Source organism: Vibrio cyclitrophicus (assembly GCF_024347435.1).
Lineage (GTDB): Bacteria > Pseudomonadota > Gammaproteobacteria > Enterobacterales > Vibrionaceae > Vibrio > Vibrio cyclitrophicus.
Window position 1 is genome coordinate 1396922 of the sequence record NZ_AP025480.1, and the last position, 16266, is coordinate 1413187.

Sequence of the window (16266 nt, forward strand, 5' to 3'; positions counted from 1 at the left end):
TTGTCTGAAACCAATCTTGCAGATGGCTCAACTCCAAGCGGCAGTGCTGTCAGTCAAACTGAGACGATTACTTTCACGAATCAAAGCGATGATGTAACCAGTTTCCGTATTGAACCAACCGAGTTCAATGTCGGCGGTGCACTTAAATCGAATGGATTTGCGGTTGAGATAAAAGAAGACTCTGCTAATCCAGGCACTTACATAGGTTTTATTACCAATGGTTCGAACGCTGAAGTTCCAGTGTTCACTGTTAGTTTCTCGACCACCACGCTAGGTGAATACACCTTTACTCTAATTGAAGCGCTAGACCATGCAGATGGCCTAGCTAATAACGATCTGAGCTTTGATTTGCCCGTTTATGCGGTAGATAGCGATGGTGATGATTCACTTGTGTCTCAACTTAACGTGACCATTGGTGATGATGTCCAAATCATGCAAGGCGGTACGTTAGATATCATCGAGCCAAATCTTGCAGACGGAACAATCACAACCAACACCATTGATGTGACGCCAAATCAGAGTGCCGATGGTGCGACGATCACTGAATTCTCATTTGGCGGTATTGTCAAAACACTCGATCAAAGCATCGTAGGCGAGCAGCAGTTTAGTTTCACAGAAGGTGAGTTATTCATCACTCTTCAAGGTCAAGTGCGCTTTGAACCTAATCGTGACCTTGACCACTCTGCCAGCGAAGACATCGTGAAGTCGATAGTGGTTACTTCAAGTGATTTTGATAATGATCCGGTGACTTCAACCATTACACTGACCATTACAGATGGTGATATTCCAACCATCGATGCAGTTCCAAGCGTTACTCTCTCAGAAACAAATCTAGCGGATGGTTCGGCTCCAAACGCTGGTGCGATCAGCTCAACGCAAACTATTACTTTCACCAACCAAAGTGACGATGTGGTTCGCTTCCGAATTGAACCAACTGAGTTCAATACCAACGATGCGCTTAAATCGAATGGCTTAGCCGTTGAATTACGCGAAGATCCGCAAGGGTCGGGCAACTACATCGGATTTACTACCAGTTCGTCTAACGTGGAGACGACAGTATTTACGTTGGACTTTAACTCCGCAACATTAGGCGAATACACATTTACCTTAATCGAAGCTCTGGATCATCAAGATGCACGTGGCAACAACGATTTAAGCTTTAATCTGCCTGTGTATGCGGTTGATAGTGATGGCGATGACTCGCTAGTTTCTCAGCTTGGCGTGACTATTGGCGATGATGTGCAACTGATGCTGGGCGGTACAATAACCAGTCGCGAGCCTGCGAGTGCTGTTGAAACATCGAATACTCTAGACGTGATGCCAAGTCAAAGTGCCGACGGAGCAAAAATTACCTCATTTGTGTTCGATGGAAACACTGCAGAAAGTCTTGATTTAAATGTGAATGGTGAACAAGAGTTCGTGTTCACGGAAGGCTCGGTATTCATTACGACAGAGGGTGAAATACGTTTTGAACCTGTGCGTAATCAAAATCATGCAGGTGGTGATATTACTAAGTCTATTGAGGTAACGTCTGTTGACCTTGATGGCGATATTGTCACATCGAAAGTGACACTGAAGATTGTTGATGGTGACCTTCCTACTATCGACCTTGTTCCTGGAATTGCGTTATCTGAAGTGGATCTGGCCGATGGCTCTGTGCCAACCGGCAATCCAGTGACAATGACACAAAACATTACCTACATAGCGGGCAGTGACGACGTAAGCCATTTCAGAATTGACCCTACGCAGTTCAATACTTCAGGGGCTTTGAAATCGAATGGCCTTGATGTTCAGATAAAAGAGCAACCAGCAGATTCTGGTAATTACATTGGCTTCGTTAAAGACGGTTCTAACGTAGAAACCAACGTCTTCACGATCAGCTTCTCGACGAGCAATTTAGGGCAATACACGTTCACACTGCTTGAGGCATTAGATCATGTAGATGGATTACAAAACAATATACTAAGCTTCGATGTCCCTGTTTTGGCGGTTGATGCGGATGGTGATGATTCTGCAATGTCGCCTATGACGGTTGCGATCACCGATGATGTACAAGGTGTTCAAGATGGTACTTTGAGTATCACTGAGCCTTCATTAGCTGATTTGGCATCGGGTACGCCACCTACGACGCCAATCATTGATGTTATGCCAACACAGAGTGCTGATAGCGCGAAAGTGACACAGTTTACTTACGATGGTGGCACAGCTGTTACGCTAGACCCAAGCATCTCCACAGAACAGGTCTTTACCGTAACCGATGGCTTATTGTATATCACCATTGAAGGGGAGGTTCGTTTTGAACCGAGCCGAGATCTTGACCATTCATCCGGCGATATTGTAAGAACGATTGTCGTCACCACCAGTGATTTTGATAACGATACAGATACTGCGGATGTCACTTTGACGATCAAAGACGGTATCGATACCGTTATTAACGTGGTTCCAGATGTTTACTTATCGGAAGTCAACTTAGCGGATGGCTCGATGCCAAGTGGTTCTGCGGTCAGTTCGACTCACACAATCACTTATACCGAAGGAAGTGATGATTTTAGTCACTTTAGAGTTGCGACCAACGAATTCAATCCTGGCGATCTGCTGAAATCAAGTGGTCTTGTCGTTCAACTTACAGAAGATCCAGCTTCAGCAGGTGACTACATTGGTTATACCGATGATGGTATGGGTAACGTTACCGATGTATTCACAATTCGCTTTGATAGTGTCAACAAAGGTGAGTTTACTTTTACCTTGATTGAGGCGTTTGATCATCTTAATGGTGTACTGCATAACGATCTAACTTTCCGTCTACCGGTTTATGCCGTTGATACCGATGATTCTGAATCAACGAAGCGCGATGTGGTGGTTACGATAGAAGATGACATCCAGCAAATGCAAGATGGCTTCTTAACCATTACCGAACCCAATTCTGGTACGCCTACAACGGCGACAGTCGATGTGATGCCAATACCAAGTGCAGACGGCGCGAATATTACGCAGTTCACGTACGACGGTGGTTCGCCAATTTCTCTAAATCAAAACAGCATTGGCGAACAAGAGTTTGTTTTCATTGAAGGTTCATTGTTTGTGACATTAGATGGTGATGTAAGGTTTGAGCCAAATCGAAACCTTGATCACTCTTCAGGGAACATTGTTAAGTCAATCGTGTTCACGTCTTCAGACTTTGATAACGATATCTTTTCGTCGACGGTTACGCTCACCATTGTTGATGGTGATGGACCAACAATCGACGTTGTGCCGGGTGTGGCATTGTCAGAAAGCTTACTTGCGGATGGTTCGACGCCTAGTGTAAATCCTGTGAGTATCACTCAAACCATTACTTCACTTGCAAGCAGTGATGATATTGCTGAAATAGTGGTGGAAGTAGGGCTATTCAATACTAACGGCGCGTTGAAGTCGGATGGTTTGTCACTGAGTTTACGTGAAGATCCTGCAAACTCTGGCGACTACATTGCCTTTACCACTGATGGAATGGGTGTGGAGAAAACCATATTCACTCTAGATTTTGATGACACGAACCCAAGCCAATATACGTTTACTTTGCTTGAACGTTTAGATCATGTTGATGGTTTAGGAAATAACGGTTTGAGCTTTGATCTTTCTGTTTATGCAGAAGATACCGATGGTGATATTTCAGCGTCTAAACCGCTGACTGTCACCATCACCGATGATGTTCAGCTGATGCAATCAGGTGCGCTCAACATCACAGAGCCAAGTACGGGAACACCAACTACAACAGTCTTTGATGTGATGCCTGCACAAAGTGCAGATGGCGCCACAATCACTAAGTTTGTGTATGACAATCAAGCTGAAAAAGCATTGGTACAAACGAATACTGGCGAGCAAGAGTTTGTATTCACTGAAGGGTCTTTGTTTATCAATCTTGAAGGGGATGTGCGTTTCGAGCCTAACAGAAATCTAGACCATTCTGGTGGTGATATAGTCAAGACCATTACGGTGACATCGGAAGACAAAGATGGCGATGTTGTTACTTCGACAGTAACGCTAACCATCGCGGATGGCGCGCCACCAACTATCAATACTTTACCAACCATCGCTTTAGCTGAAGCCAATTTGGTTGATGGCTCTTCACCGGGCTTACCTGTGAGCCAAACTGAAACCATTATTTTCACAGCAGGAAGTGATGATGTGAGCCACTTCCGTATTGATTCGGCTCAATTCAACACATCAGGCGATCTGAAAGCTGATGGCTTGGTGGTTCAGTTAAAAGAAGATCCTCTGAACAGCGATAATTATATTGGTTATGTGGAAAGCGGCGGTGTCCAAACGGATATTTTCACTATCACTTTTGATAGCTCGGTGCTTGGCCGATATACCTTCATATTGTTAGAAGAGTTAGATCATCTGCCGGTACAAGGTAATAACAACCAAATCTTCACCTTGCCAGTGATCGCAGTCGACAAAGACGACACTGATTCAGTGATGAAACCCCTTACCGTGACCATTACCGATGATGTTCCAATCATCACTGATACTACTGTCGCCAGTACGTTTGTGGTTGATGAAGATGATTTAGGAGCTGTTGTGACTCAGGCTACAGGCTCGTTTGTGACCATAGAAGGTGCAGATAAAGTTGAGGCTTATGAGCTACGTAATATATCTGACCTAGAAGATGATCTGACATCAGGTAACGAAGCGATTTCGATCACAGAGGTCACCGGGGCTGCGAACACAACCACCTATCAAGGAACCACCACAAGTGGAACACCGATTTTTACTCTTGCTTTGGGTAACGATGGGTCATACACCTTTACCTTGCTTGGTCCTCTAGACCATGAGCCTAGCTCAGAGGCGAGAAATAAGCTGCATATCTTCTTTGATGTAGTGGCTGTTGATAGTGATGGCGATGATTCCAACCAGTATCAATTACCAATTCAAGTCATTGATGATGTTCCGGAAATGACGCCGCCGACGGGCGAAACAGTTGTCGATGAAGACGATCTTGCTGGGATTGGTTCGGATCAATCCGAAGATACAATTATCAATGGGCTATTCACCGTTGATGAAGGCGCTGATGGTGTTGTTAAGTACGAATTGGTCGATGAAAACTTGGTGATTACAGGCTTAACTTCTGATGGAGAAAGCCTAGAGTGGCTGCCTGTTTCACAAAGCGGTACAACCTTCACTTATGTTGCACAGACTGTAACCAGCAATCAGCCTGTGTTTGAAATCATTTTTGATACCTCAAACAACAGCTATCAATTTGAGCTGTTTAAACCACTTAAGCACCCTGATGGCGCGAATGAAAACACCATAGAGCTTGATTTCTCTATCGTGGCTGAAGATTTTGACCAAGACCAATCAGACGCAATCAATCTGACAATCACAGTGACGGATGATGTTCCATTAGTGACAACTCAGTCGATTACTCGTCTTGAAGGGCAGGGTTACAACAACTCTAAAGTCGACATGTTTGCTGATGCGACTGATGTGGGTTCTGATGGCGCAGTACTGAGCAAAATTGAGGCCTTTGACGGAAGTGGAATTGTTTTCCGAGCTGAGAACAGTGGGCCTTACAGTAGTGACTTCGATTTAAACATTGGCAGCCAACAGGTTCGCGTTTACGAGCAAACGGATGATGGTAATGGAGGCGTTGATACTCGACAGCTTGGTCGACTTCGTATTAACTCAAATGGCGAGGTTGAATTCAGAGCTAACGGTTATCTCGATCATGACGGTCTTGACACCATCGACTTCTCGATTAACGTGATTGCGACGGACGGCGATTTAGATACCTCTGAAACACCGTTAGATATCACGATTGCAGATAGGGACTCTACAAGAATCGCGCTGAAAGTGACTACCTTTGAGGATGCGGGTAGAGATTTAACGATACCTTACGCAACGGGTGATGAACCGATTCTTGAGAACGTTCAAGATAACCAAAATGGTTTGCCTAATGCACCAGCTCAAGTTGCGCTGCAAGTTAGTCTGTATGACCAAGATAACGCTGAATCTATTGGACAGTTGACGATTAAAAGCCCGAACGGAGGTGATAGTCACCAAGGTACTTTTTATTACTTTGATGGTGCTGATTACATTGAATTGGTACCTGAGTCAAATGGAAGCATTATATTTGGTTCTCCTGAACTTGAACAAAGCTTTGCTCCAAACCCGAGTGAACCAAGACAAACTATCGCGACGATAGACAACCTGTTCTTTGTTCCGGACCAACACGCTAGTTCGGATGAAACTGGTGGGCGAGTTCGTTATGAGCTTGAAATTGAGAAAAATGGCTCCACGGATCACACCATCAACTCAAACTTCAGAATCGAGATTGAAGCGGTGGCTGATATAGCGACTTGGGATGATTCCAACAGCACTTATCATTACCAAGTGAACGAAGATGAAGACAACGTTACTTTGCAGCTGAACGCAGAGTCGCAAGATAACAGTAATACTGAGACGATTACCTATGAACTTGAAGCTGTTCAAGGTGATGGGAAGTTCGAGCTGCTTGATAAGAACGGCAATGTGCTTACGCTGACGACGGATGGTGTATATGAAATAGCGGCAGAAGACATTAACAGCACCGTAGTTAACCCGATCGATAACTTCTCTGGTCAGATTGAATTCAAAGCAATAGCGGTTACAAAGGAAACACTGAACCCTTATGAAGATACCGCCAATGGCAGAGCAAATGATAAAACTCAAGCTCGTTCTGTAGAGCAAAACATCATTATTGATGTCACTGCTGACGCCGACCCAGGAAAATTCAGTGTGAGTCGTATCAAGATCAACGAAGACAATATCGATGACCCTGATTACATTGGCCCTTTGGACAACAAAGACGCATTCACGTTAGACGAAGTCATTACCATGACAGGGTCGGTGGACACAGATGGCTCTGAAGAACTGTTTGTCCGTATCAGTAATATCACAGAAGGCGCAGTGCTTTACTTTGTAGGTACAACCACGGTAGTTCCTACCGTTAATGGTACCAATTATCAAGAAATCGCATATTCCGATTTGGCTAATGTTGAGGTTGTTCCAACTAAACACAGTAATGTAGATTTCACCTTTGATGTTACCGGTGTAGTCAAAGATACTGCAAACCTGTCAACCAACCCTCAACAAGTTGATGAAGAAATTCTGGGTACTAAGACGGTCAACGTCGAGGTTAAAGGTGTTGCAGATGTTCCGTATGGTGGGACGAATGGTACCGATTGGACCTCAATTACAGATGGTACTGCAAGCGGCGTTCAAACTACGATTCAAGAGAGTCAAAACGGCGACAGCTTTGCAGAGCTTGATTTCACGGTGTTGTCTGGTGAACGTAAACCTGATGATCTCGCGGATTCTCCTTTAACAGGAGATGGGTCTGAAGCAATCACTGTAATCCTTTCGGGTATCCCTGACGGGGTCATCCTCGAAGATGGCGATGGTACAGTGATTGACCTTAATTTTGTTGGTTATGAAACCGGATCGGGCGGTAGCCCTGATCTATCCAAACCTATCTACGAAGCGAATATTACTGATGCGGGCAAAACGTCGGGCATTCGTATCAGACCTGTTGACTCATCAACTGAGAATATCCACATCCAAGGCAAAATAGTTGTGACCGAAAATGATGGTCATACACTGACATTTGATCAAGAGATTAGAGTGTTGGTTGAGCCAGTAATTGACACATCAACGAATTACGTTAATGCGACCAATGGTAATGAAGATTCAGTAATCAATATCGATTGGCATCCTGATGGAGCCGATTATATTGATTCCGATGAGCATTTTACCTCTATCATAATCTCAGGTATTCCATCGGGGGTAACTGCTGTCGTAAATGGTGATGTTACTGTTGTTGATGATGGCGCTGGTACGTTAACGATTACACCAAAAGATAGTAATCAAACACCTGAACAATTTACCCAAATTGCATTAGCGAATAACTTTATTCAAATGACACCCCCATCTGACTCGAGCGTTGATTTTACATTGACAACGGAAGTTGAGGTCGAGGAGCGTGATAATGAGTATGTGGACTCTTCTGATTCTGGTGAGGGTATCGCTACAGCGACGGTTATGGGGACGATCAATGTAGTCGTTAGGCCTGTAGTTGAGACTGACAATGGCACTACCAATAAACTCATCGTCGATGATGTTGCAGGAATTGGTGGTTTGATAAGTGTTGTTGCCGATCTTCTTACAGGTGTAATTAAGTTTACGACCAACAGCGATAACCCATCCGCTACGGATGAGTTTGTCATCCGATACCAAGAAACGGATGCTTCATCTGCGATTGAAGAAGTAGACCAATTGGTTATTGAATTAACAAACGTGAACGATTCGGCGTTATCAGATGATGTGCTAAATCAGTTACTTGTTATTGGTGCTGCATATGAAGGCAATGGTCGCTGGGTTGTGACGAATGAGGACTTATTTAGCATCAGTGCACCGAACGGTCTTAGTTTCCCGCTAACTACTAGTACTCCTGGATTGTTCAATGAAATAAAGATGAACATCTTTAGTACCGTAATTGATCGCGGTGATGGCGTTGAGACAGAATCATCACCAGCAGTTGAACGAGAAGGTGATGTAGTCCTATCTTTCCCTCAAGTACTTATTGGTGGGAATGAGGTTGCTGCAGATATTACGATGACACCAGATAGCGTTGTCGATGTTATAGAAGACACACAGTTAGACCTAGGAGCTGCGCTAAATAACTTGATCACTTTCTCTGGCAAAGATACTTCAACAGACCAAGTGACCATCATTATTGATGACTCAGTTACTATTAATCCAGGAGGCACCTTCCCAATTAGTTTGTCGGGAAGCAGTGAAGTAGATTTCGTTAATGGAAAGTATGTCTTTGAGACGACAGTCGACCAGAACGTTTTAACGGACTTTTCTGGGCTGTTACTGAATCTACCAGCGGACTACTCTGGTGACTTTAAGTTACCACTAACCATTGTGACCAAAGATCTCCTTTCAGGTGATGAAAACACCTTGGTGACCGATGTGGTAATCAAAGTCGCACCAGATGTTGAAGGCAATCCAGACATCGATGTTACGGTGGTTGGTTCGCTCGACGATTCGTTTAATCCTGTCGATACCGATGGCCAAGCTGGACAAGATCCAGTTGGCTACGAAGATACCTATATCCAGCTTGATTTCAGCTCAACTATTACTGACCAAGTAAGTGGGGTTGAAGGCGGTGACGAAAAATTCACATCTATTACGCTGACTTTAGATGACACGAGTGTCGGTGCGTTTTATACCAGCGCGGGTGTATCTCTTGGCACAGCGTTGACCTTCGATGAATCGGAGATCAACGCGGGTGCTCTAGATAACGTCTTGTTCAGAGCTGTACCAAACTACCCGACGGGTAATGACGTTAATCAGATTCAAGTGAATGTCAGCGGGACAATTACCGACACGGCTACCTACAATGAGACAGCTTCTCCTGTTGGTAGCGCGACTGACACGGATACTTTCTCTACGACTGTAAACTTTGAAGTGGTTCCTGTCGTGGATGATGTTCTTGTTACAGGGCCGGGCAGTGACCCAGATGTTATCGAGATTACAGGTAACGAAGACCAGCTTATTTCCTTGTCAGGTACGGGGCCAGTATCGATCGCATTGACTGACCTTGATGGTTCAGAGCAGTTCGTTTCAATTAAATTTACGGGTGTACCAGATGGCTTCTTAATGAGTGCAGACGCTGCCTCAACTTACACAGTGAAGAACAACGGTGGTGGTGAATGGAGCGTTCAACTGCCTCAAGCATCAGGACTGTCATTCGACCTCAGTGAGTTGTCAATTTTACCACCGAAAAATTTCAGTGGTACGGCCGAGTTTGGTGTGGAAGTCTTCACTCAAGAATCTTTGTTGGGTGTGCCTACTGCTGCAGAAAATTTGCCAAGCTTCAAGCTGCATGTGGTACCAGTTGGTGATGATGTTGATACCAACCCAACCGATTCTGTCACCGGGAATGAAGGCCAAAACATTGATATCGAAATCAATGCGACTATTTTGGACAAAGAATTGTCGGCTACAGGAAGCGGAACGTTTACTGAAAATGCACCTGAAACACTTCGAGTTGAAGTGGCGGGAGTGCCTCAAGATGCTTCTATTTTCTATCCAGACGGCACGACATTGGCTAGCTACGATCCGGTGACACAACTTTGGACATTGGATGTTTCGGCGCAGTCGCTCGATAAGATCGTATTTAATTCGGGTGAACATAATAGCGATGCAGGCAATGCGCTTGGCATCAATGGACCATTGCAAATTACGGTTCGTTCTGTAGATACAGACGCTGACAACACCGAATACTTAGGCACGCCAACCAGCTTTGATGTTGATTTAGTGATTGATCCTATCAACGATCAACCGACGTTTGTGAATGTGACCAACATTGAAACCCCGGAAGATACTTCAATTGCCTTGAGTGATATATCTGGCTTCAAGATTGCCGACTCTGATGCGGTTTATGACGATCCAACTGCGATTTACACGTTAACGCTATCTGTAGACCAAGGTACATTGAACTTTGGAGGTTTTACTGGGGTAACATCAGTTCCAGTTTCGGGAAGTGCAATCACTCTTGAGGGGACATTAGGTGATATCAACAGTGCTTTAAACTCTGGAAGTGTTCAATTTGAGTTAGGTGCTGATGAAAACTACCTAAACCAAAATGGTGTCGCAACAGTGACGGCAACGGTTGATGATGGTGGCAACAATGGTCTGATTGACGCGGGTGACCCGAATACTGCTCAAACCAATCAAACCACGTTTACCATTAAGGTGACGGAAGTGAATGACGCTCCTGTTGCGACTGATGTTGATTTGGGTTCGATTATGGAAGACGGCCAAATCGTGATTGTTGAAAGTGACTTGATTGCAGCCAGTTCTGATCTAGAAAACCATAATCTCACGGTAACCGGTGTGACTCTGACTCAAGGGCAAGGTCAGCTAACACGCTTTGAAAATGCTGGTGGTGCTGATGACGCAGCGATTACGGGACCGTACTGGATATTCATTGCAGCCAATGATTTCAATGGTGATGCGAAGTTCAAATACGACATCATTGATGATGGCACAACCAACGGTGCGGATGATTTCTTAACTGATAATGCTGAAATTAGCCTTGTGGTTACTGAAGTTAATGATCAGCCGGTGGCATCGGATATTGATTTGGGCACCATGCTTGAAGAAGATCAGTTGATCATTAAAGAGCAAGACTTGATTTCCTCAACTACTGATCCGGAAAACGACACGATTACTGTGAACAGTTTGGTGCTCGATCAAGGTCAGGGCCAATTACAACGCTTTGAGAACGTCGGTGGTGCTGATGATGCTACGATCACTGGCCCATACTGGGTATTTACCGCAGCCAACGAATACAACGGTGATGTTAAGTTCACTTATACCGTTGAGGACGATGGTACAACCAACGGCGCTGATGATTTCTTAACAGATACAGGCGAAATCAGCGTAGTGGTAACAGCAGTGAATGATCAGCCGGTGGCAACGGATATCGACTTAGGAAACATTCTTGAAGAAGGTAAGTTGATCATCAAAGAGGAAGACTTAATTGCTGCGACGAGTGATCCGGAAAATGACACGATTACCGTGACTAATCTGGTAATCGATGAAGGCCAAGGTCAGTTACAGCGCTTTGAAAACGTGGGTGGTGCTGATGACGCTACGATCACTGGCCCATACTGGGTATTTGCTGCGGCTGATGAATACAACGGTAACGTTAAGTTCACTTATACCGTCGAAGATGATGGTACAACCAACGGCGTCAATGACTTCCTTATGGATACTGCGGAGATCACCGCGATTGTCGATGGAGTGAACGATACACCTGTTGTTAATGGTGACAGCGTCACTACGGTTGTTGACGAGGATGCTGGTCAGTTATTGAGTGGTATCAATGTCAGTGACCCTGATTATGTTGATACATTTTCTGATGATCTCATGACCGTCACGCTGGCTGTGGATTACGGTACACTGAATGTATCATTACCAGCTATGACAACAGTGGTGGTAAATGGCAACAACACAGGTTCGGTTATCTTAGTCGGTACTCTAAGCGATTTGAATGCGTTGATTGATACGCCAACCAGTCCAAATGGTGTTTATCTCGATGCGAGCCTTTCACCAATCAATATTATTGGCTTGGAGGTTACCGCTAAAGACAGTGGAAACCCTTCGGGTATCGCAATAGAAACTGTACCTGTGGTTTACAACATTGCTGTTACGCCAGTTGCGAATACGCCTACTTTATCAATTGATACTGCCTCTAACTACGTGAGAAACATTACCGCGAGTCAGTCAGTCAGTGCGAGTGGTATTCCTTTGGTTGGTATTATTGCAGCCTTAACTGACATTACGGAAGAGTTAACGTTGCATATCAGCGACGTACCTGCTGGTGCTCAAATCACCAGTGATGTAGGTATAGTGACTCTTGAGAATGGTGTTTGGGTAGCAACGGCTGATGCGATTGATAGTTTGAAAGTTGTAGGACTCTCTGAAACTCCGGGTGGTTATACACTTAAAGTTGAAGCTGTTTCTGAAGAGACAGACAATAATGACACTGCCACTTCGGCTTCAATAGACCTTAACTTGAACATTGTCTCTGACGCGATTGATATTAACTTGGCTGCGGAAACGGATGATGTGCAACTATTGGCTGGCGCTAACAATACCGACCTGACTGCCGGTTCTGGAAATGACAGACTGGAAGGTGGAACGGGAGATGATACGCTTGTTGGCGGCGAGGGCAACGATACGCTTATTGGCGGCGGCGGTTCAGATATTTTAACCGGCGGTGACGGTATGGACTCGTTTGTATGGCTTAACATTGAAGACGGTGTTGAAGATACCATTACCGATTTCAGCCTATCTGAAGGAGACCAGATTGACCTGCGTGAAGTGTTACCTGAACTTAAGAACACATCTCCAGACATGACAGCGTTATTGCAACAGATAGACGCGAAAGTCGATGGGGATGATATTGAGCTTACGATCAATCCGGATGGTCTAGGTACTACGGAACAAGTGATTGTGGTTGAAGACCTTGCACCTCAGTTGACGCTAAGCAGCACCATGCCGTCAGATATTCTGGATGCGTTAGTTCAGCAGAATGTTATTACTCACGGTTAAAGCTAATTAGGTGAGCGACAGCTAGTTGAGAGATCTCTAGATGGTAAATAGCTAGTTATAGATACTAATAGGTAAACGATAACTATTAGAGGCGAACCATAAAACCAAACGAAATAGGCCAGCAATGCTAATGTTGGCCTATTTTTTTGCTCTGTATAAACTACAACAAGTTTATTTTAGCGAGTTGTGGATCAGGAACTCTTCTTCAACGCCTTTCAATTTCATTTCATCCATAATGAAGTTCACCGTGTTCAACAAACGTTGTTCACCTTTTGGTATCAGGTAACCGAATTGGCTGTTGGTAAACGGTGTCTCACAACGAGCAGCTTCAAGGCGCTCATCAGTCACTTGATAGAACAGTCCTTCAGGAGTTTCTGTGACCATCACATCAACTTTACCTTCCGCAACGGCTTGCGGAACGTCTAGGTTGTTCTCATAACGTGTAAAGCTCGCGTCTTGCAAGTTAGCATCCGCAAAAATCTCGTTAGTCCCGCCGATATTGACGCCAACACGCACTGAAGAAAGGTTCACTTTTTCTATACTGTTGTATTGTTCTGCTTTGCCTTTCGCGACTAAGAAGCACTTACCAAAGGTCATGTAGCCTTGAGTTTGTTCTGCGTTTAACTGACGCTGCATTTTGCGCGTAATACCGCCCATCGCAATGTCGTATTTATCGCTGTCGAGGTCGGTTAGCAGATCTTTCCATGTGGTACGAACAATCTGTAATTCGACGCCTAGCTGCTCTGCAACATGCTTAGCCACGTCAATGTCATAACCAGAGTAGGTTTTGCCGTCGAAGTAAGAAAAAGGTTTGTAGTCGCCTGTGGTGCCGACGCGAAGTGTGCCTGATTTTTGAATGTCTTCTAACTGGTCAGCTTGCGCTGCGCCGGAAAGTGCCAGAGCAATGGAAGCAAGTAATAGTGATGTTTTTGTCATTGTAATTATCTGTTGTGTTTGTGTTGTTATTCAAAGTAACAGAAACAATCCGAGAAAGAGATCAAACCATTGGAAAGTATCAAAAAAGTGAGACTACAAAAAATAGAGTTAAGAGAACTCTATTTGTACGAGGGAGTTAACGGGTGTAATAGAAAGGTTTAAAAGGGAGATAATACACATTAAAGTGCTATTCAGAGTTAAAAGTATCAGCAAGTTTGAGTGGTAAACAAAAAGCCCATGTTATCGAATAACATGGGCTTCATTATGGGTTTAACTTGTTAGTTGCCTATTTAGCTACTTAGCAACTGATTCGTTGTTCATCTTAGCCGGAGCTTTAGATGCGTTAACCAGGAGGATACCAACGGTTAGTACCATTGAACCACATAGCAGGAACAACAAGCGTCCTGTTGGTTCGTTTGGAATCAGAGCCATTGCTAGGATACCGAAACCTGCTGTGCTGATAAGCTTACCAAGCATTGAACGCTGTTTAGTATCTAGGTTTTGTTGCTCTTCACCTTCCGCGACTAGCGGCGTGTTCCAGTTAGTGAATAATTGGTCAACTTCTTTCTCACGCTCTGGCGATAGGCCTTTGTAGAAGCGAGAAGTCATGATGAAGTAACCACCAGTGAACACGACGTGAGCTGCTAAGCTTAGACCAACTTTCAAGTCGCTCCATTCACGGCCAGTAAGCGCTGTTTCTAGACCAAATAGGTTTTCGATGTCTTCTGCTTGAAGCGAGATACCGAAGATGTAAGAAACGAAGCCACCAACCACTAGGGTAGACCAACCAGCCCAGTCAGGCGTCTTACGAATCCACATACCTAGTAGTACAGGGATAAGCATTGGGAAGCCAATTAATGCACCTACGTTCATTACGATATCGAACAAGCTCAAGTGACGTAGAGAGTTAATGAACAAGCCAATCGCGATGATGATAATACCCATCATGATAGTGGTTAGCTTACTTACGATAACCAGCTCTTTCTGAGTCGCGTTCTGACGAAGAATCGGGCTGTAGAAATTCATTACAAAGATACCTGCATTACGGTTCAGACCTGAATCCATAGAAGACATCGTTGCAGCGAACATTGCTGACATAAGAAGACCAACCATACCTGCTGGCATTACGTTCTGTACGAATGCTAGGTAAGCCGCATCACCTGCTTTATCACCCATTGAAGCGTACTCTAATGCGAAATCAGGCATGAACGCACTTACGTACCAAGGTGGTAGGAACCAGATTAGTGGACCGACAACCATAAGGATACATGCTAGGCCTGCCGCTTTACGTGCGTTTTCACTGTCTTTTGCACATAGGTAACGGTAAGCGTTGATGCTGTTGTTCATTACACCGAACTGCTTCACGAAAATGAACACGACCCAAAGGATGAAGATGCTCATGTAGTTTAGGTTGTTACCCAACATGAAGTCGCCGTCGAAATTAGCAACGATGTTAGTTAGGCCGCCACCGTGGAAGTAAGCTGCAACCGCACAAGTAATCGTAACCGCCATGATAACCAGCATTTGCATGAAGTCAGAAGCAACAACCGCCCAAGAGCCGCCCGTTACTGCCATCAATACTAGAACCATACCCGTTACCACAATGGTTGCTTCCATTGGGATGTTGAATACTGCTGCTACAAAGATAGCTAGACCGTTTAGCCAAATACCTGCAGAGATAAGGCTGTCAGGCATGCCTGCCCATGTGAAGAACTGTTCAGACGTTTTACCAAAGCGCTGACGGATAGCTTCAATCGCCGTTACCACACGAAGTTGGCGGAACTTTGGAGCGAAGTACATATAGTTCATGAAGTAGCCAAATGCATTGGCTAAGAATAGGATTACAATAACGAAACCGTCATTGAATGCGCGTCCTGCGGCACCTGTAAACGTCCATGCTGAAAATTGTGTCATGAAGGCAGTTGCACCAACCATCCACCACAACATTTTGCCGCCACCTCTGAAGTAATCACTAGTAGAGGTGGTGAACTTACGGAACATCCAACCAATAGCGATCAAAAAGAAGAAGTAGGCGAGAACAACAAAAGTATCAATAGTCATCTTTTCAGCCTTTTAAATATCATAATTAACTGCGCTTAGATTAACGCTTTCAAAGGTTTATTTGTACTACAATATGCCTTTAGTATGATCTAGGTCGCATTGATTTTTTAGCTCTCACAT

3 protein-coding genes (1 of these 3 running past the window's edge) are annotated in these 16266 nt (G+C 44.5%); 1 reads left to right on the plus strand and 2 read right to left on the minus strand.

Features of this window, described 5'->3' with window-relative positions:
- Positions 1-13149, plus strand: partial view of a retention module-containing protein gene (locus OCW38_RS06285; RefSeq protein ID WP_261895462.1) — the 3' end only. Its footprint begins 14550 nt before the window's first position; the window shows 13149 of its 27699 coding nt (coding positions 14551-27699); its start codon lies off the left edge, out of view; the stop codon is at positions 13147-13149.
- 171 nt (positions 13150-13320) lie between these two features.
- Here OCW38_RS06285 and OCW38_RS06290 read toward each other — a convergent pair whose 3' ends face one another.
- Positions 13321-14085 (minus strand): transporter substrate-binding domain-containing protein, encoded by a 765-nt coding sequence (locus tag OCW38_RS06290; protein ID WP_010438317.1) that lies wholly within the window; start codon positions 14083-14085, stop codon positions 13321-13323.
- A 294-nt stretch (positions 14086-14379) separates the two neighbouring features.
- Positions 14380-16146: a sodium:solute symporter family transporter gene (locus OCW38_RS06295; RefSeq protein WP_010438320.1), complete on the minus strand. Its 1767-nt coding sequence runs from the start codon at positions 16144-16146 to the stop codon at positions 14380-14382.
- Positions 16147-16266: the final 120 nt, after the last annotated feature.

What these genes read in the sequence shown, in the direction of transcription:
- OCW38_RS06290 (WP_010438317.1), bottom strand. Translation starts at nt 14,085, where the DNA reads ATGACAAAAACATCACTATTACTTGCTTCCATTGCTCTGGCACTTTCC.
- OCW38_RS06295 (WP_010438320.1), bottom strand. Translation starts at nt 16,146, where the DNA reads ATGACTATTGATACTTTTGTTGTTCTCGCCTACTTCTTCTTTTTGATC.